At 57.8% G+C, this 18,882-nt stretch carries 18 protein-coding genes; 9 read left to right on the forward strand and 9 right to left on the reverse strand.

All coding sequences use genetic code 11. The features are described 5' to 3' along the window. The 4 genes from KGA81_RS13415 to KGA81_RS13430 form a co-directional block, all read right to left on the reverse strand. Nucleotides 1–1,038, reverse strand: a complete 1,038-nt coding sequence (locus tag KGA81_RS13415; RefSeq protein WP_223546543.1) for an ABC transporter ATP-binding protein — start codon at nucleotides 1,036–1,038, stop codon at nucleotides 1–3. Between the two features lie 123 nt (nucleotides 1,039–1,161). Beyond that, nucleotides 1,162–2,313, reverse strand: coding sequence for a putative ABC transporter substrate-binding protein YdcS (gene ydcS / locus KGA81_RS13420; protein WP_223546551.1), 1,152 nt, complete (start codon nucleotides 2,311–2,313; stop codon nucleotides 1,162–1,164). A gap of 84 nt (nucleotides 2,314–2,397) precedes the next feature. Then, entirely contained in the window at nucleotides 2,398–3,855 is a 1,458-nt protein-coding gene (locus KGA81_RS13425; RefSeq protein WP_223546559.1) for a gamma-aminobutyraldehyde dehydrogenase, read from the reverse strand. 147 nt (nucleotides 3,856–4,002) lie between these two features. Next, entirely contained in the window at nucleotides 4,003–4,917 is a 915-nt protein-coding gene (locus KGA81_RS13430) for a LysR family transcriptional regulator (RefSeq protein WP_223546562.1), read from the reverse strand. A 189-nt stretch (nucleotides 4,918–5,106) separates the two neighbouring features. Here KGA81_RS13430 and KGA81_RS13435 point away from each other — a divergent pair, with 189 nt between their 5' ends. From KGA81_RS13435 to KGA81_RS13470, 8 genes are all read left to right on the forward strand, one after another. Then, nucleotides 5,107–5,799, forward strand: a complete 693-nt coding sequence (locus tag KGA81_RS13435; RefSeq protein WP_223546564.1) for a tellurite resistance TerB family protein — start codon at nucleotides 5,107–5,109, stop codon at nucleotides 5,797–5,799. A gap of 349 nt (nucleotides 5,800–6,148) precedes the next feature. Beyond that, the gene (locus KGA81_RS13440; RefSeq protein ID WP_223546566.1) at nucleotides 6,149–7,771 is read left to right on the forward strand and encodes a methyl-accepting chemotaxis protein; all 1,623 of its coding nucleotides are present in this window, start codon (nucleotides 6,149–6,151) and stop codon (nucleotides 7,769–7,771) included. Beyond that, the gene (locus KGA81_RS13445; RefSeq protein WP_223546568.1) at nucleotides 7,771–8,307 is read left to right on the forward strand and encodes a chemotaxis protein CheW; all 537 of its coding nucleotides are present in this window, start codon (nucleotides 7,771–7,773) and stop codon (nucleotides 8,305–8,307) included. Before KGA81_RS13440 ends, KGA81_RS13445 begins: the two co-directional genes overlap by 1 nt. Beyond that, nucleotides 8,304–9,575, forward strand: a complete 1,272-nt coding sequence (locus tag KGA81_RS13450; RefSeq protein WP_223546570.1) for a CheR family methyltransferase — start codon at nucleotides 8,304–8,306, stop codon at nucleotides 9,573–9,575. The genes KGA81_RS13445 and KGA81_RS13450 overlap by 4 nt, the downstream gene beginning before the upstream one ends. After that, the gene (locus KGA81_RS13455) at nucleotides 9,572–10,252 is read left to right on the forward strand and encodes a chemotaxis protein CheW (protein ID WP_223546572.1); all 681 of its coding nucleotides are present in this window, start codon (nucleotides 9,572–9,574) and stop codon (nucleotides 10,250–10,252) included. The genes KGA81_RS13450 and KGA81_RS13455 overlap by 4 nt, the downstream gene beginning before the upstream one ends. Next, nucleotides 10,249–12,528 (forward strand): hybrid sensor histidine kinase/response regulator, encoded by a 2,280-nt coding sequence (locus KGA81_RS13460; RefSeq protein WP_223546574.1) that lies wholly within the window; start codon nucleotides 10,249–10,251, stop codon nucleotides 12,526–12,528. The genes KGA81_RS13455 and KGA81_RS13460 overlap by 4 nt, the downstream gene beginning before the upstream one ends. Then, on the forward strand, nucleotides 12,525–13,535 hold the full coding sequence (locus tag KGA81_RS13465) for a chemotaxis response regulator protein-glutamate methylesterase (RefSeq protein WP_223546576.1): 1,011 nt from the start codon (nucleotides 12,525–12,527) through the stop codon (nucleotides 13,533–13,535). The genes KGA81_RS13460 and KGA81_RS13465 overlap by 4 nt, the downstream gene beginning before the upstream one ends. 48 nt (nucleotides 13,536–13,583) lie before the next feature. Then, nucleotides 13,584–14,585 (forward strand): PleD family two-component system response regulator, encoded by a 1,002-nt coding sequence (locus KGA81_RS13470; RefSeq protein ID WP_223546578.1) that lies wholly within the window; start codon nucleotides 13,584–13,586, stop codon nucleotides 14,583–14,585. A gap of 284 nt (nucleotides 14,586–14,869) precedes the next feature. Here KGA81_RS13470 and KGA81_RS13475 read toward each other — a convergent pair whose 3' ends face one another. From KGA81_RS13475 to KGA81_RS13495, 5 genes are read right to left on the reverse strand one after another with little or no spacing between them, the layout of a single operon-like run. Then, a complete protein-coding gene (locus tag KGA81_RS13475) occupies nucleotides 14,870–15,034 on the reverse strand; it encodes a rubredoxin (RefSeq protein WP_223546580.1) in 165 nt (54 codons plus the stop codon). 19 nt (nucleotides 15,035–15,053) lie between these two features. Further along, nucleotides 15,054–15,392, reverse strand: a complete 339-nt coding sequence (locus tag KGA81_RS13480) for a hypothetical protein (protein WP_223546798.1) — start codon at nucleotides 15,390–15,392, stop codon at nucleotides 15,054–15,056. 20 nt (nucleotides 15,393–15,412) lie between these two features. Next, complete coding sequence (locus tag KGA81_RS13485; RefSeq protein WP_223546582.1) at nucleotides 15,413–16,120, reverse strand: hypothetical protein; 708 nt, start codon at nucleotides 16,118–16,120, stop codon at nucleotides 15,413–15,415. 21 nt (nucleotides 16,121–16,141) lie between these two features. Then, complete coding sequence (locus KGA81_RS13490) at nucleotides 16,142–16,876, reverse strand: ferritin-like domain-containing protein (protein WP_223546584.1); 735 nt, start codon at nucleotides 16,874–16,876, stop codon at nucleotides 16,142–16,144. Nucleotides 16,877–16,895: 19 nt separating this feature from the next. Next, a complete protein-coding gene (locus KGA81_RS13495; protein ID WP_223546586.1) occupies nucleotides 16,896–18,239 on the reverse strand; it encodes a saccharopine dehydrogenase C-terminal domain-containing protein in 1,344 nt (447 codons plus the stop codon). Between the two features lie 234 nt (nucleotides 18,240–18,473). On the opposite strand from KGA81_RS13495, the gene KGA81_RS13500 reads away from it, so the two are divergent. Beyond that, nucleotides 18,474–18,833, forward strand: a complete 360-nt coding sequence (locus tag KGA81_RS13500) for a hypothetical protein (protein WP_223546588.1) — start codon at nucleotides 18,474–18,476, stop codon at nucleotides 18,831–18,833. Nucleotides 18,834–18,882 lie beyond the last annotated feature (49 nt).

The raw sequence follows: 18,882 nt of genomic DNA on the forward strand, positions 1-18,882 counted from the left end.
TCACACCCCGCCCGCAACGGTGTCGTGCAATGCGATCATGGCTTCACGCGCCCAACGAGCGCTGATGCGCTGGCCGGTCTGGTGCTGTGCACTGGTGTCCTGCCATTGGTTGTTGGCCTTGCTGATGTTCAGCGTCTGGCCGTTATCCAGTTTCAGCTCGTAGCGGGTGGCGCTGCCCTGGTACTGGATATCGTGGAGTAAGCCAGTGACTTCGATTTCGTGGCTGGCCAGCGGGCCTTCGGCGAAACGCACATGCTCCGGGCGAATCGAAAACGGCTGCGGGTTGCCACTGAGCTGCCTGGCCAGATCGCCGCGAATCACGTTGGAGGTGCCGACGAATTCCGCCACGAAGGTGGTGGCCGGTTTCATGTACAGGTTGCGTGGTCTGTCGACCTGCTCGATGCGACCCTTGTTGAACACCGCCACGCGGTCGGACATCGACAGCGCTTCGGTCTGGTCGTGGGTGACGAAGATGAACGTGATGCCGAGCTGGCGTTGCAGCTTCTTCAGCTCGCCCTGCATTTGCTCGCGCAGTTTCAGGTCGAGTGCACCCAGGGGTTCGTCGAGCAGCAGCACCCGTGGGCGGTTGACCAACGCGCGGGCCAGGGCCACTCGCTGGCGCTGACCGCCGGAAAGCTGCACTGGCTTGCGCTCGCCATAGCCGCCGAGGGCGACCATCTCCAGGGATTCTTCGGCGCGCTTGAGGCGTTCAGCCTTGCCGACGCCTTTGACCTTCAAACCGTAGGCGACGTTGTCGCGAACGTTCATGTGCGGGAACAGCGCGTAATCCTGGAACACGGTGTTCACGTCACGCTGGTACGGCGGCAGGCCGGCGGCCTCTTCGCCATGAATCCGGATCGAACCTGCGCTCGGTTGTTCAAAACCGGCGATCAGGCGCAAACAGGTGGTTTTGCCCGAGCCGGATGGCCCCAGCATGGAGAAGAACTCGCCGTCCTGGATGTCGATGGAAACCCGGTCTACGGCTTTCACTTCGCCGAATTGACGGGAAACGTTGGTGAACTGGACTGCAAGCGTCATGGTGCGGTGCTCCAGAAATCAGAATCTAAAAAGCTTCGCTGGCAAGCCAGCTCCTACAGGAGTCACGTGCTCAATGTAGGAGCTGGCTTGCCAGCGAAAAAGGTCCGAAGGACCTTGGAGGAATTAACGACCGCCCATGATCGCGATGTAGTCCTGGGTCCAGCGGCTGTACGGCACGAACTTGCCGCCTTCAGCCTGCGGGGTTTTCCAGAAGGCGATCTTGTCGAACTGGTCGAAACCGTTGGTCTTGCAGCCTTCGGCGCCGAGCAATTCACTGCCCTGGCACGCCGCCGGAACCGCTGGCAGCGAGCCGAACCACGCCGCTACGTCGCCCTGGACTTTCGGTTGCAGCGACCAGTCCATCCACTTGTAAGCGCAGTTCGGGTGCTTGGCCTCGGCGTGCATCATGGTGGTGTCGGCCCAACCGGTAGCGCCTTCTTTCGGGATGGTCGAGGCGATCGGCTGTTTCTCGTTCATCAGGCCGTTGACCTGATACGGCCACGCGCCGGAGGCGACCACGCCTTCGTTCTTGAAGTCGCTCATCTGTACCGTGGTGTCGTGCCAGTAGCGGTGGATCAACGGCTGCTGGGCGCGCAGCAGGTCGAGCACGGCCTTGTACTGGGCTTCGGTCAGTTCGTAGGGGTTCTGGATGCCCAGTTCAGGTTTGGCGGTCTTCAGGTACAGCGCCGCGTCGGCGATGTAGATCGGGCCGTCATAGGCCTGCACGCGGCCCTTGTTCGGCTTGCCGTCCGGCAGGTCTTGCGCATTGAACAGCACGCCCCAGCTGGTGGGTGCTGTCTTGAATACGTTGGTGTTGTACATCAACACGTTCGGGCCCCACTGATACGGGGCGCCGTAGGTCTGCTTGTTGACCACGTACCAGGGTCCATCCTTGAGGCGCGGGTCGAGGTTTTTCCAGTTCGGGATCAACGCGGTGTTGATCGGTTGCACACGCTTGCCGACGATCAGGCGCAGGGAGGCATCGCCCGACGCCGTCACCAGGTCGTAACCGCCCTTGGCCATCAGGCTGACCATTTCATCGGAGGTGGCGGCGGTCTTGACGTTGACCTTGCAGCCGGTTTCCTTCTCGAAACCGGTCACCCAGTCGTAGGCCTTGTCGCTCTCGCCACGTTCGATGTAGCCAGGCCAGGCCACAATATCCAGTTGTCCCTCTCCCGCCCCGACAGCTTTGAGCGGCTCGGCGGCCTGGACGCTGGCGCTGGCGAGCAGCGCGGTGGTGACTGCACTGAGCAGTGTGGACTTGTGCACGAACATGGGAATTCCCTCTTCTTTAATTATGGTCGGGGCAGTGTCTTGAACGTGGTGAAACGTGCCGTTGGTGGCTTGTTATTAGCGTAGTCAGAGATGCTCGCCATGGCGGGCCATGATGTGCCGTACCACGCTGTAGTCCTGAAGCGAATCGCTGGACAGGTCCTTGCCATAGCCCGAACGCTTCAGGCCGCCATGGGGCATTTCGCTGACCAGCATGAAATGGCTGTTGATCCAGGTGCAGCCGTACTGCAAGCGCGCCGCGACCTGCATCGCCTTGTCGAGGTTCTGGGTCCAGACCGACGAGGCCAGGCCGTATTCCGAATCGTTGGCCCAGTCCACTGCTTGTTCCAGCTCATCGAAGCGAGTCACGGTAACCACCGGCCCGAACACTTCACGCTGGACGATTTCATCGCCTTGCTTGCAGCCGGCCAACAGGGTCGGCTGGTAATAGAAGCCGGCACCGGAATGCACGGCTGCGCCGGTCACCCGCTCGATGTGCGGCTGGCCGAGGGCGCGTTCGACAAAACTGGCCACGCGGTCGCGCTGGCGGGTGCTGATCAGCGGGCCGATTTCGTTGTCGGCGTCACGTTTGCCGGCAAAGCGCAGGCTGCTGACGGCCGCGCCGAGTTCGGCGACCAGACGGTCATGAATCCCGGCCTGAGCGTAAATCCGGCAAGCGGCGGTGCAATCCTGGCCAGCGTTGTAATAGCCGTAGGTGCGCACGCCTTCGACCACGGCCTGAATGTCGGCATCGTTGCAGACGATCACCGGGGCTTTGCCGCCGAGTTCGAGGTGGGTGCGTTTGAGGGTTTTGGCGGCGGCTTGAAGGATTTTCTGGCCTGTGACGATATCGCCGGTCAGCGACACCATGCGCACTTTAGGGTGGCTCACCAGGTGGCTGCCGACGCTTTCACCACCACCGCAAACGATGTTGATCACCCCCCGTGGCAGGATCTCGGCCAGCGCTGGCGCCAGGGCCAGGATCGACAGCGGCGTGTGTTCCGACGGCTTGAACACCAGGGTGTTGCCGGCGGCGAGGGCCGGGGCGATTTTCCACGCGGCCATCATGATCGGGTAGTTCCACGGCGCAATCGACGCCACGACCCCGATTGGATCGCGACGGACCATGCTGGTGTAGCCCGGCAGGTATTCGCCACTGAGCTGGCCGGTCTGGCAACGCACGGCACCGGCGAAGAAGCGGAACACGTCGACCGTGGCGTTCAGGTCATCCTGACGGGCCAGGTGCAATGGTTTGCCGCAGTTCATGGATTCGAGGCGGGCCAGCAGGTCGGCATTTTTTTCGATGGCGTTGGCAATCTCCAGCAGCAGGTTCGAGCGTTGCTGTGGCGTGGTGCGCGACCACCCGGCAAAGGCTCGGTGGGCGGCGAGGATCGCGGCTTCGACTTGCTCGGTGCTGGCTTCGGCGATCCGGGTCAGGACTTCGCCGGTGGCGGGGTTGAGAATCGGTTCGGCGCAGCCTTGACCGGCGACTAATTCACCATCGATCAACAATGCAGTGAATAACGGGGTCTGCGCGCCAGCCATTTTTCGGGTTCTCTTTTTTTGTGTGGCTTCTTGTGTAGACATGGCAGCGTTCCCTGTGACTGGGGGCCGGCCGTCTTTATTGGATGCAGCAAGACTAGAGCGCGGACCCGGGGTCGACAAATACTAAATACTGAAGGTGGCGTTCGATTAAATAGATGGCTTGCGCCCGCCGTGGGGTTGTTCGCGGGCAACCGTCAGGAACGGGTCGACCAGCGCCGGCCGCGCCGTGCCGCGACGCCAGGCCAGGCCGACATCCAGGGTCTGGCTGAGGTCGGCAATCGGCCGCGCTTCGATGATGTCGCCCTCCAGTGACCACGGGCGATACGTCATGTCGGGCTGGATCGACACGCCCATCCCGGCGGCCACCAGGCTGCGCACCGCTTCGGTCGAGGCCGTGCGCAGGGTGATACGCGGTTGCAGCGAGGCGGCGGACCACATGCGCTGGGCGTTGCGGTCCATTTCATCGACGTTCAGTTGAATCAATGGCTCGCGGGCCACGTCGGCGAGGTTGATGCTGTCGTGTTCCAGCAGCGGGTGCTGGGCCGGCAGCCATAGCCGGTGCGGTGAATGGGTCAGCACTTCGGTCTGCAAGGCGTGGCGGTCTTCGAGGTTGGACAGGATCAGCACGCCGACATCGATCTCGCCGCTGACCAGCAAATGCTCGATGTACGGGCGTTCGTCCTCCATCACGCGGATTTCCACGTTGGGGTAGGCACGCTGGAAGCGGGTGAGCAAATCCGCCAGGTAATAACCGGCGACCAGACTGGTCACGCCGATGATCAATTGTCCGGCGACCTGGTCGGTGCTCTGTTGCAGGCTGCGCTTGGCGTTGTCCACAGTGGCCAGGATCAAGTGCGCCTGACGCAGGAATTGATGCCCCTGGTGGGTCAGGGTCATGCCCTTGGCGTGGCGATTGAACAGGCTGACGCCGATTTCCTCTTCCAGTTGCTGGATCGCCAGGGTCAGGGTCGACTGGGAAATGAACGCGGTTTGCGCAGCGGCCGAGATCGAGCCGGTCTCGGCCACGGCGATGAAATGACGGATCTGACGCAGGGTCATCATGGGAAAGCACCCGGTGGGCTGTTTTTATCGATTGGCCAGAGTGTATATCTTTTTTTCTGAGGGGCCGGGCGGCAATGCGTGCGTCGAGGTAATGCAACATCTGGAAGCACTCTCGCCCCCGGGGCGTGGGCACTTTCGTTTTAGGCTGGTGGTCCTGGTTTCAGGTCAAACGTCTTGTGGAGGCGGTAAATGAATACCCGTGGATTGCTCGATCAACTACTCAAGTCCGGCCAGGATCTGTTGCAGAACAAGGCCGGTAGCTCACAGCAAAAGGGCGCGAGCGGTGGCACCGGTGCCCTCGGCGGTTTGCTCAGCGGCGCGAGCGGCGGAGCATTGGCCGCAGGCGCCATGGGTTTGCTGCTCGGCAGCAAAAAGGCCCGTAAAGTCGGGGGCAAGGTCGCGGTCTACGGCGGTCTCGCCGCGTTGGGCGTGCTGGCCTATAAAGCCTACGGCAACTGGCAGGCGCAGCAGGGCGTTGCGGCCGGTACGGAGCCGCAAACCCTGAACCGCGTGCCGGCCGCGCAAGTGGAGTCGCACAGTCAGGCGATTCTCAAGGCGCTGGTGGCTGCGGCCAAGGCTGACGGTCATGTCGATGAGCGTGAGCGAGCCTTGATCGAAGGCGAATTCAGCCGGCTCGACAGCGACCAGGAACTGCAACGCTGGCTGCACGCCGAGCTCAACAAGCCGCTGGACCCGAGCGATGTCGCCCGCGCTGCCCACTCCCCGGAAATCGCCGCCGAAATGTACATCGCCAGCGTGATGATGGTGGACGAGGAAAACTTCATGGAGAAGGCCTACCTCGATGAGCTGGCGCGGCAGCTGGAGCTGGAGCCGGGGTTGAAGGCTGAGCTGGAGAAGCAGGTTCGCCAGGCTTCCGTGTAAGCACATAAACATTGTAGGAGCTGGCTTGTCGGGTCGCCGCATCGCAGCGAAGGCGGTCATTCAGTCAGTTATCGGTTGCCTGACACGACGCTTTCGCTGGCAAGCCAGCTCCTACAGGTTTACTCGCCAATCTCGGGATTTGTGTACGATGCTGGTCATTGCAGCCACCCGACACCTCGCACGGCCAATCCACGGTCGGCTTCTGCACTTACGTCACTGGCTACTTCTACCGGATCTGATAGAGAGTCCCTGACCCGATCCGGGCAGGGGGCGCGCATCCGTCTTATAAATGAAACACCGCCCTCAGCTATACTCCCCCGCATTTCGTATCAGCCCCCGAGGAATGACTGTGAAGAACTGGACGTTGCGCCAACGCATTTTGGCGAGCTTTGCGGTAATTATCACCATCATGTTGCTGATGGTGGTCGTCTCGTATTCCCGGCTGTTGACGATCGAAAACAGCGAGGCCAGCGTGCGTGAGGACGCTCTGCCAGGGGTGTATTACAGTTCGATGATTCGTGGCGCGTGGTCCGACAGTTATGTACGCATTCAGGCCATGCTCGGCCTGGAGGAAGAGCAGGGCTTCACTGCCGAGGATGCCGCGAACTTCAAGGTCTTCGCTGAGCGGTTGAAGGAGCAGATGGACCTCTACCGTGCAACGATGGCCGACGAAGAAGACAGGGTCGATTACGCAGCGTTCGAAAAACTTCATGAGGACTACCACCGGATTCTGGCCGCGGTGATCGAGTTGCATAAACGCAACCAGAACGCCGAGGCCGTCAACATGTTCAACGGTGAGCTGACCCCGACCTGGATAGCGGGTCGAATGAAGATCAATGACATCCTGCAGCATAACAAGACCGTTGCGGACACAGAGATCGCGGCCATTGATGATGCGGTGGTCACCGCCAAAGCCATCATGGGCATTTCCCTGGTGATCGCGGTGCTGGCCGCCGCCTTCTGCGGTCTGTTGTTGATGCGCGCCATCATGGCGCCGATGAACCGCATCGTGAAAATCCTCGAAATCATGCGCACGGGCGACCTCAGCAGCCGCCTGAATCTGGAGCGCAAGGACGAATTCGGCGCGGTGGAGACCGGTTTCAACGACATGATGACCGAGCTCACATCCCTGGTGTCCCAGGCCCAGCGTTCGTCGGTGCAGGTGACCACGTCGGTCACTGAAATTGCTGCCACCTCCAAGCAGCAGCAAGCCACCGCCACTGAAACCGCCGCCACCACCACGGAAATCGGCGCGACCTCCCGTGAAATCGCCGCCACTTCCCGGGATCTGGTGCGTACCATGACCGAGGTCTCCACCGCCGCCGATCAGGCTTCGGTGGCCGCAGGCTCCGGGCAACAGGGCCTGGCGCGCATGGAGGAAACCATGCACTCGGTGATGGGCGCGGCCGATCTGGTCAATGCCAAACTGGCGATCCTCAACGAGAAGGCCGGCAACATCAATCAGGTGGTGGTGACCATCGTCAAGGTCGCCGACCAGACCAACCTGCTGTCGCTCAACGCCGCCATCGAGGCCGAGAAGGCCGGGGAATACGGGCGCGGGTTTGCTGTGGTCGCCACCGAAGTGCGGCGCCTGGCGGACCAGACGGCGGTGGCCACTTACGACATCGAACAGATGGTGCGTGAGATTCAGTCGGCGGTATCGGCCGGGGTCATGGGCATGGACAAGTTCTCCGAGGAAGTGCGTCGCGGTATGTCCGAGGTGCAGCAGGTCGGCGAGCAGTTGTCGCAGATCATCCATCAGGTTCAGGCGCTGGCGCCACGGGTGCTGATGGTCAACGAAGGCATGCAGGCCCAGGCCACCGGCGCCGAGCAGATCAACCACGCGCTGGTGCAGTTGGGCGATGCCAGCAGCCAGACCGTCGAGTCTCTGCGTCAGGCCAGTTTCGCCATCGATGAGCTGAGCCAAGTGGCCGTCGGGCTGCGCAGCGGCGTTTCGCGATTCAAAGTCTGATGAGCGAAATCACGGCCAAACGCTCTGTAGTGAAGCAGGCGCTGCATGCATTGTTCCTGGTGTTCCGCATCGGCAGCGAACGCTATGCCCTGCAAGCCATCGAGGTTACGGAAGTGCTACCGCGCCTGCCCTTGAAGCCCATTGCCCATGCACCCGTCTGGGTCGCCGGAGTGTTTGCCTATCGGGGCGCCGTGGTGCCGGTGATCGACTTGAGCGCACTGACGTTCGGTACGCCTGCACAGGCCCGTACCAGCACGCGACTGGTGCTGGTCAACTATCGCCCGGATGAAACTGCCGAAACACAGTTGCTCGGATTGATTCTGGAACAGGCGACCGACACCTTGCGCTGCGATCCGGCGGATTTTCAGCCCTATGGTCTGGACAATCGCCAGGCGCCTTATCTCGGGCCGGTGCGTGAGGACGAGCAGGGCTTGCTGCAATGGGTACGGGTCAGCGATCTGCTGGACGAACAGGTTCGGGCCTTGTTGTTCCCCTCGCCGCCACTGGATCCGGCGCTGCTGGAGGAGCGGCCATGAACAGCGATCAGCGTTTTTTCGACTTCCTCAAGGAGCGCATCGGACTCGACGTGGCCTCGGTGGGGCCGGCAATCATCGAGCGAGCGGTGCGCCAGCGTAGCATTGCGGCGCAAGCACCCTCGGCCGATGAGTATTGGCGTACCTTGCAGGGCTCGCAGGACGAACAGCAGGCGTTGATCGAAGCGGTGATCGTTCCGGAAACCTGGTTCTTCCGATATCCGGAATCCTTTGCCACCCTGGTGAAGCTGGCGGGCAAGCGTCTGGCCGAGATCAATAACTTGCGCGCACTGCGGATTCTCAGTCTGCCGTGCTCTACCGGTGAAGAACCCTATTCCATCGCCATGGCGTTGCTCGATGCCGGGCTCAAGCCGCACCAGTTCAAGGTCGACGGCATGGATGTCAGCCCGCTGTCGGTGGAAAGAGCCCGGCGGGCGTTGTACGGCAAGAATTCCTTTCGGGGCGACGACATTGCGTATCGCGACCGTCATTTCATCGCCGAAGGCGAGAGCTATCGCCTCGATCGGCGGGTGCTTGAGCAAGTGCGTCTGCAGGTCGGCAACCTGCTGGATCCGGCCTTGCTAGCCGGTGAACCGCCATTCGACTTCGTGTTTTGTCGCAACCTGCTGATCTACTTCGACCAGCCGACCCAGAAGCAAGTCTTCGAAGTGCTCAAGGGGCTGACCCATGTTGACGGCGTGCTGTTTATCGGTCCGGCCGAAGGCGGTCTGCTGGGGCGTTTGGGGATGCGCTCGATCGGTATCGCGCAGTCCTTCGCGTTCAGTCGACAGGGGACGCCGGACCCTGATCCCTTGCCGGCATTCGTGCCTGCACCGTTGCCTGTGCCGCAACCCTTGCGCAATCCACCGCCTGCGCCAGTGCGCAGTCGCCCGTTTGCCAGTGTTGTGCCGCTGGTTTCTGCGCCGAAAACGTCTGGCACCGATACGGCCGTGCTGCTGGCGAACATCGCCGCGCTGGCCAACGAAGGCAAAAGCGCCGAGGCGAGGGCCGCTTGTGAAAGTTATTTGCGCAGTCATGAGCCGGTAGCCCAGGTGTTCTATTGGCTGGGACTGCTTAGCGATGTAGCCGCAAACGTCCTCGAAGCCCAGGGCTTTTATCGCAAGGCGTTGTACCTCGAACCGCAACATCCCGAAGCGTTGATGCACCTGGCCGCATTGCTGCAGGCTCAGGGTGACGCGGCTGGGGCCAGACGATTGCAGGTACGTGCCGCCCGCAGCACGCGCGCCGCCGACAGTGAGCTTAAACGATGATCGCCTCCGACACCTTTAGCGTCACCCGGGATGCCCAGGTCATCGACGACTGCTGGAACCGCATCGGTATCCACGGTGACAAGTCTTGCCCGTTGCTGGCCGAGCATATTCATTGCCGCAATTGTGCGGTGTATTCGGCGGCCGCCACACGCTTGCTCGATCGCTATGCGTTGCAGCAGGAGGAGCGCGGGCCAGTGTCCGTCACGGTCGAGAGCGAGGTGAAAACCCGCTCGTTGTTGATGTTCCGCCTGGGTGAAGAGTGGCTGGGCCTGGTCACGCGCAGTCTGGTCGAGGTGGCGCCGCTGCAGGCGATTCACTCCTTGCCGCACCAGCGCTCCCGAGCCTTGCTCGGCGTGGCGAATGTGCGCGGCGCGTTGGTTGCCTGTCTGTCACTGGTGGAGTTGCTCGGCCTCGACGTCGCCGGCAACGTCGCACCCGGCACGCGGGTCATGCCGCGCATGCTGATCATCGCGGCCCACGGCGGACCGGTGGTGGTGCCGGTGGACGAAGTCGACGGGATTCACGCCATCGATGAGCGCATCCTCGATACCGCATCGCGCTCGGGTGCGCAGGCCAGCGCCAAATACACCCGTGGCGTGTTGCAATTCAAAGGTCGCAGCCTGCGTTGGCTGGATGAAGAGCAGTTGCTGTCCGCCGTGACCCGGAGCCTCACATGACCCCCGAGCAAATGCGCGACGCCTCTTTGCTGGAGCTGTTCAGCCTGGAGGCCGAAGCCCAGACCCTGGTCTTGAGTGCCGGCCTGCTGGCGCTTGAGCGCGACCCGACCCTGGCCGATCAACTTGAATCGTGCATGCGTGCGGCGCACTCGCTCAAGGGGGCGGCGCGGATCGTTGGCGTCGATGCCGGGGTCAGCGTTGCCCATGTGATGGAAGATTGCCTGGTCAGTGCCCAGGAAGGGCGTTTGTTGCTGCGTCCCGGGCACATCGATGCGCTGTTGCAAGGTACCGATTTGCTGATGCGCATTGCCACGCCAGGCAGCACGCCGGGGGATGCGGAGATCGACGCCTATGTGGCATTGATGGCGCGGTTACTGGACCCGACCGCGCCGTTGATTGCGCCGGCAGAACCGCTGATGGCCGAACTTCGACTCGAAGCACCCGCGCCCAAGGTCGAGCCGCCGGTGTCTGCCGCCGAACCGCCATCGGCGCCAGCCCCGCGCAAGACCACACGCACCACCGAAAACGGCGAACGTGTGCTGCGTGTCACCGCCGAGCGCTTGAACAGCTTGCTCGATCTGTCGAGCAAATCACTGGTGGAAACCCAGCGGCTCAAACCGCATCTTGCGACCATGCAGCGCCTCAAGCGCATGCAGAGCAACAGCCTGCGTGCCCTGGAGAGTTTCAACGTGCATCTCAAGGATCACGCCATGAGCCTGGAGGCTCGGGAAGCCCTTGAGGATGCCCGCCGCTTGCTCGCGCAATCCCAGCAACTGCTCATGGAAAAGAACGCCGAACTCGATGAGTTCGCATGGCATGCCAGCCAGCGGGCACAGGTGTTGTACGACACCGCGCTGGCCTGTCGCATGCGGCCGTTTGCCGATGTGCTGACCGGTCAGGTACGCATGGTCCGTGATCTGGGGCGCGATCTGGGCAAACAGGTGCGACTGGAGATTGAAGGCGAGAAGACTCAGGTTGATCGCGACGTGCTGGAAAAGCTCGAAGCGCCGCTGACTCACCTGTTGCGCAATGCGGTCGACCACGGCATTGAGACCCCGGAACAACGCCTGCTGGCGGGCAAGCCGGCTGAAGGTTTGATTCGCCTGCGCGCGTCCCATCAGGCCGGTTTGCTGGTGCTTGAATTGAGCGATGACGGCAATGGCGTGGACCTGGAAAAGGTCCGTCGCAGCATCGTTGAACGAAGTTTGTCGCCCGCGCAAACCGCTGCTCAGTTGAGCGAAGAGGAGTTGCTGACATTCCTGTTCCTGCCAGGTTTCAGTTTGCGCGACACGGTCACCGAGGTGTCTGGCCGCGGCGTTGGTCTGGATGCGGTGCAGCATATGGTCCGGCAGTTGCGCGGCGCGGTGGTGCTGGAGCAGAGGGCGGGCGAGGGCAGTCGTTTCCACCTCGAGGTGCCGCTGACCCTGTCGGTGGTGCGCAGCCTCGTGGTGGAAGTCGGCGACGAGGCCTATGCCTTCCCGCTGGCGCATATCGAGCGCATGTGCGACCTCTTGCCGGAGCAGATCGTGCAGCTCGAAGGTCGCCAGCATTTCTGGCACGAAGGCCGGCATGTCGGCCTGGTGGCGGCCAGTCAGTTGCTGCAACGTCCGGCCAGCCAGAGCAACGGGCAAACTCTGAGCGTCGTGGTGATTCGCGAACGCGATGCGATCTACGGCGTGGCAGTGGAGCGGTTTATCGGTGAGCGGACATTGGTGGTGTTGCCGCTGGATGAGCGTCTGGGCAAGGTGCAGGACATTTCCGCCGGGGCCTTGCTCGACGACGGTTCGGTGGTGCTGATCGTCGATGTCGAAGACATGCTGCGTTCGGTGGATAAATTGCTCAACACCGGGCGTCTGGAGCGCATTGCCCGGCGCAGCGATCAGGTGGTCGAGGCGGCCCGCAAACGAATTCTGGTGGTGGATGACTCCCTGACCGTGCGGGAGTTGCAGCGCAAGCTGTTGCTCAATCGCGGCTACGATGTGGCGGTTGCGGTGGACGGTATGGACGGCTGGAACGCGTTGCGTTCGGAGGATTTCGATCTGCTGATCACCGACATCGATATGCCGCGCATGGATGGCATCGAACTGGTCACGTTGCTGCGTCGGGACAATCGCCTGCAATCGCTGCCTGTGATGGTGGTGTCCTACAAGGATCGTGAAGAGGACCGGCGTCGTGGACTGGATGCCGGGGCCGACTATTATCTAGCCAAGGCCAGTTTTCATGACGACGCCTTGCTCGATGCAGTGGTCGAGCTCATCGGAGGAGCGCGGGCATGAGAATCGCAATCGTCAACGACATGCCCATGGCGGTGGAGGCCCTGCGCCGCGCCCTGGCATTCGAGCCGGCCCACGAGGTGGTCTGGGTTGCCGGCAATGGCGCCGAGGCAGTGCGCCAGTGCGCACTGGACACGCCAGACCTGATTCTGATGGACCTGATCATGCCGGTGATGGATGGCGTCGAGGCCACGCGGCGGATCATGGCCGAGACGCCGTGTGCCATTGTCATCGTCACCGTGGATCGTCAGCAGAACGTGCACCGTGTGTTCGAGGCCATGGGTCACGGTGCGCTGGACGTGGTCGACACCCCGGCCATTGGCACCGGCAATGCCCAGGATGCGGCCGCGCCGTTGTTGCGCAAGATCCTCAACATCGGTTGGCTGATCGGTGACAAGGGCAACCGCCCGCGTCCGGCGCCGACACCGTTGCGCAATACGGGCTCACGCCAGAGCCTGATCGCCATTGGCTCATCCGCCGGAGGGCCGGCAGCGCTGGAAGTCTTGCTCAAGGGGCTGCCGCACAATTTTTCTCCGGCCATCGTGCTGGTGCAGCACGTTGACCAGGTGTTTGCCGCCGGCATGGCTGAATGGCTCGGCAGCGCCAGCGGCCTCAACGTGCGCCTGGCCGAGGAAGGCGAGCCGCCGCAAAGCGGCACGGTGTTGCTGGCCGGCACCAATCACCATATTCGCTTGCTGAAAAACGGCACGCTGGCCTATACCGCCGAACCGGTCAACGAAATCTACCGGCCCTCCATCGATGTGTTCTTCGAGAGCGTGGCCAGTTACTGGAATGGCGACGCCGTGGGGGTTTTGCTCACCGGCATGGGGCGTGATGGCGCCCAGGGGCTTAAACTCATGCGCCAACAGGGCTACCTGACCATCGCACAAGACCAACGCAGCAGTGCGGTGTACGGCATGCCGAAGGCGGCCGCGGCCATCGACGCTGCCGTGGAGATTCGCCCGCTGGACAAGATCGCGCCACGATTGCTGGAGATTTTCGCCAAATGAGCACTTTTGCCCTCATTCCTGGCTCAGGTAGTACTCAGGTGACCGCACATGACTGAATTACAGCTCGACGAATTCAAGACCGACGAAAACGCCGCCATGGTGTTGCTGGTGGACGATCAGGCCATGATCGGCGAAGCCGTGCGCCGCGGTTTGGCGAACGAAGAGAATATCGATTTCCACTTCTGCGCCGACCCGCACCAGGCCATCGCCCACGCAGTGCGCATCAAGCCGACGGTGATTCTTCAAGACCTGGTGATGCCGGGGCTGGACGGTCTGAGCCTGGTACGTGAATACCGCAATCACCCGGCAACCAAGGACATTCCGATCATCGTCCTGTCGACCAAGGAAGACCCGTTGATCAAGAGCGCGGCCTTTGCGGCCGGAGCCAACGATTATCTGGTCAAGTTGCCGGACAACATCGAACTGGTCGCACGCATCCGCTATCACTCGCGCTCCTACATGACGTTGTTGCAGCGTGACGCGGCGTACCGCGCGTTGCGGGTCAGCCAGCAGCAGTTGCTCGACACCAATCTGGTGCTGCAACGCCTGATGAACTCCGATGGCCTGACCGGGTTGTCGAACCGTCGACACTTCGATGAATACATGGAACTGGAGTGGCGCCGTTCGTTGCGTGAGCAGAGCCAGTTGTCGTTGCTGATGATCGATGTGGACTACTTCAAGGCCTACAACGACAGCTTCGGTCACCTGGAAGGCGATGAAGCCCTGCGCAAGGTCGCCGCGGCGATCAAGGACGCCAGTGCCCGACCTTCCGACCTGCCGGCCCGCTACGGCGGCGAAGAGTTCGCCCTGGTGCTGCCCAGCACCTCCCAGGGCGGTGCACGGCTGGTGGCCGAAAAACTGCGCCAGACCGTGGCAGCCCTGAAGATCCCGCATAACTCGCCCACCGAAGGTTCGAGCCTGACCATCAGCATCGGCCTGTCGACCATCACCCCAAAAACAGGCAGCAACTGCCGCGACCTGATCCTGGCGGCGGACAAGGGGCTGTATTCGGCGAAGAACAATGGGCGTAATCAGGTGGGGGTTGGGTGACGGTACAACGCTCCGTAGCGCTATAGCAACTGCGGAGCCCGCGAGGCTGCGTCCGAAACGAAATCCTCGCAAACCTTGTGCATGAGGTTTGACTAAAGAAGCTTGTTGCATGATTTACGAGTGTTTTTGTACGGATAGACGCTCCATACAATTGTTGGTTGTTATTTAAGAATGCTGGCAGGTTTGCTTTCGAATGTCTGAAAATAAACATGTCAGCTATTCATAAAGGTTTGAGGGTAGTGCCGTATTTAATAGGAATAAAAGCGGATGTCACGATAAGTATTTTATTCAAAATCTTCTTTTGGCATCTGACAATCTGGGCATAACCAATCTTCGGGCAGATCGTCCCAAGGCGTGCCTGGTGTTATTCCATTCTCAGGATCGCTCAAGGCGGGATCATATTCATAACCGCAAACAGTACAGCTCATTATTTTTTCTTTGCTTGACATGATTTTTCCTGAGGGCTGATTAAAGTGTGACAGTGGCGATCAAGCCAGTTGCGCCTAAGATGAAGCCAATTAGAGCGCCTCTTTCAGGTAGTTCCTTTAGCATTGCGTATATCACAATTGGTTCAAGAATCAGAAGGAGTGTCAAGGAGGCGACAGTTACTACCCAGATATTTCCAGTTGCTTGATATCCTAACCAGTACGCAAAAATTAGACTTAAGCCAGCAATGCTGATAAGTATTATAGGTTTTACAAATATTAAAGGGGTTTCCAATGAACGGTCGGGAAGCTTTGAGGCGTATACTTCGCTGTAGATCGTTAGTATCTCACCGAAAACCATAAGTATTAAGGACGCTGCCATGTAGTAGTGGCTTTTCATTTTTAACCTTTGGCTAGTATGGATAAAATGTCTGTTACTACAGGGTCTCCGAGCTCGCTTGATTTGAGCAAAAAGTGAGGGCCGTCGTGATCAAAAAGAAATGTGTTCTGATAGGGCATATTTTCGAGCTTGGCAATGTTGTGAAGTATGCCTTCGGCTTTGTGTAAATTTGAAGAGTGTTTGTGTTTTAGTATTTTTATTGCATTTCCGAAGTGTATGGCTTCGTCCGCAATCAGGTTTTTAATCCATGTGTTAAAGTTTTCGTGCCCGAACTCATTATAAAATGTGTCTTTTTTATATGTTTTAACTGATGTGTATTCATCGTAAGCGAATAGAAGTAGTAGGCTAAATTCGCTTGTAAATATTTCTTGTAGTTGATCAAAGCTCCCGGTTCTCGTTTTTAGTTGATCTATCAGTTCTTCCTCGGTTGAGCCAAATAAAAGGCGAATAAGCTCAAAAAAACCGTCGGAATGATTTTTTTCATCTGCAAACCATAAATCGAGATACTGGACGAAGTACGGCGAGAATTGTGCTCTCTGTAGGTGTAAATGATGATAAAGATTGATGGCGTCGTACTCTGAAAATAAGTCTGCCATAAAGAATTCTTTGTACTTTAAGTCAATTCCAGGGTTTGTCCATTCGCTACCAGATATTTCATTGAAAAGTGCTTTTGAACTCCAGTGTTTTTTTGTTAGAAAAGATGGGTTCATTTTGTTCTCCTGTAGTCCAGTTTACGCATTTATTTTTTTTATGATGGTAGGGATTATGAAGTCTCTAATTTCTTGTTTTTGAATAGGGAAGTCTGGCGTGTTATGGTCCAGAACAAATGTTCCAGAGTAGTTTGGTTTTTCGAAATCTATAGCGAAGATCTCTTCTAGAATTGAAGCGGTTTCATCTACCCGGTCGGGGAATAGTTTCTTGGCTTTTTCGATAAAGGAGAAGAAGTGATTGATTTCATCTTTTTTTGTTTTTCTGATCCAGTTCGAAAGTTGTGGAGATTCAAATTTATCGTACTTTACTATGCTGCGGTGATAAACGTGTGTAGTAATGATTTCGTCGTAGGCCAACATTATGAGAAGTTTGAATGTGTCATCAGTTATTGGGTTGATTGCACTGAAGTCTGGGTTTCTAACTTCAGCCTCCAGAGTAACTTGATCAAGGGGGGTGCCAGTGAATGATGAATAGATCAAGGCAAAACCATAAGCATGGTCAATTTCGTCCCTGAGCCAGGGGTTAAGCACTTCCACCAGTGATGGAAAGTAATTCGGGTATTTGGTCTTTAAGTGCCAATAAAGTCGCCGTGCATCGTACTCAGTAATTATTGAGTCGAATAATATCTCCTTCCATTCAGTACGCTCGATATTGCTTAGTTTTGTATCAGGGAATCGGAAGTTTGCCAGCACCACGGCAGCATCCGGGGTCGAGCGGGGGGGGATTCTGGATTCTGTTGTTTTTGTCATGTTCATGGGGTTTGACTTCCACTTTTTATCGGTTTTGGGGGAATACCCTAAAGTTATGAAATTGTAGAGTGCCGTTGCGGCTTGGACGCCAGTCAGTTTCTTGGATAACTATTGGCTGCCAGTACGGCTCTACGAAGTCGTAGATGTATTCCCAGTCTAGATTTTCGGATTCTAGAACCCCGGATTCTGAATTTTGCTCAGCCCACTTCATGCCGGCAACGATGCTTGATGTGACTTGTAGGCTCGTTGCACTGTTATGTTTTGCCATTTTTCTTGCCTTGCCTATTGAAAGATTAGAGCCGAGCCAAAGTGATTTGTATTTTTTGCTGATCAGGAAAATACCGAGCTCGTCGATGCCGGAAACTATATCGTCTTTCATTACTTCCTTTGATTCGATTTGATCTTCACTCCCGCTGCAAAGTAAATGCATTGAATCTACTGCTTGGTCGCAAGGATGATATGCGTAGTATACGGTTGGTCGATATTTTGGTGCTGATGAGGTATCTGAAGTTAAGTATTCGGCGATTGATAGCGATTCGTTGTGTGTTAATAGATATGCGTCAAATTCTAAGTAATTTGGAGACCAGCTTTTTACGATGACGTTTTGGCCTGGTTCAACAAGTTCGAGTGAATATCCGTTGTTCTTGGCGTTCAGTGGAACGTCTACTTCGTGAGATCCCCAACCCAGTTCCGCCGGTTGCAAGCACTCTGTAATCAGTCCGTCCACAGACCACGTGCAGATAAAGCTTTTTGGTGCGCGCTTTTTGGACGAGATTTGTGTGTCGCGCTCTGATATTTGTATAACCTGTAATTCTAGGCGTTCTGATAGTTTGGCCCACTCGGGTTGTGTTGTTGGTTGATCATGTATTCCATTCTTGAGTGCCATTTCAAGCATTGCTTTTTTTAGTAATATGGATATAAAGCCAGGATTTGCTCCGTGCCCAATGATTGCTGTTGTTGTGCTGGTCTGGGTTTGCGCATATTGCTTCAGGCTTTCTCTTAGAGAGTGGTTGCTTTTTAAGTTGTTGTTTTTGTTTGCGTACTCCCAAGGCTCTATGCATGTGTCTAAATACAGTGTGTCGAACCGTTGGGCTAGATTTATCAGGGCTAAGCTGGAAACAGATACCGCCAGATTTAGGAGGAAGCTGCTGTCACTTAATAATGGTGACAAAACACTGTGGAAGTTATTTTGGGTTATCAGCTTTTTGTTTAATATTGCGGAATATTCAGTCGCGATATTTTGTCGCGTTGCGTCGATTTCTTTGTCGAAAATGACGATCTCTGAATTGTAGTTTTCTGAAAGTAACGGTAGCAAAGCTTGGGCGATACTTCCAAAACCTACAATTATTATTCTGTCGATTTTTTTCATGGTAGTCCTTTGAATGGTAAGTTGAGGTGGCATATCCATGTTTTGTGGTGTTGCTGTAGCTTGCTTAGGTTCCTGAGACTTAAGGTTTTCGATGGCGGTGTTAGTATGTTGTTGGCGGCTTTTTTGTGTTGCATAGTTATAGGGAAAGCAGGTGCGTTGCGCAATTGCTAATCAAGTAGGAATTGTCCGTTATTTTTGAGGTTGTTTTCCTACAGATCGGTCGAGGTCTTAAACTTGTTGTTGATTAGTACTCCGAGAGATGTTTACAGCATCATCCTCAAGGGCAAGTTATTTATGGCCATGCAGCTGCGCGAGCCATGCCGCCGCGCGGCAGCGGTGCTACCGTGCAAACCGGCGGTTGTGGGCCCAGCTGGTCATCAGAGCCACACCGTCGGCGGCCTACTCGGTCGCGAATACCGGTATGTATGTACTGCCCCGCAACCAGACCTTGAACTGGCTTCACTAACAATCCGCATCAGCACCATGGCCCCGGCCATTCCGTTTCTTGGGTCGAATCAGGCTTCGGGGATCACCGGCACTGTGCTGCCACTCGAGAGCGACATCACTGAAAGGCGCGAACAGGATGACGGCTGAGCCGTTTTCCCTTATAGGAGCGAGCTCGCTCGCGATGGTCGTGAACGAT

Origin of the sequence: Pseudomonas sp. A-B-19, assembly GCF_019947515.1 — a bacterium.
Lineage (GTDB): Bacteria > Pseudomonadota > Gammaproteobacteria > Pseudomonadales > Pseudomonadaceae > Aquipseudomonas.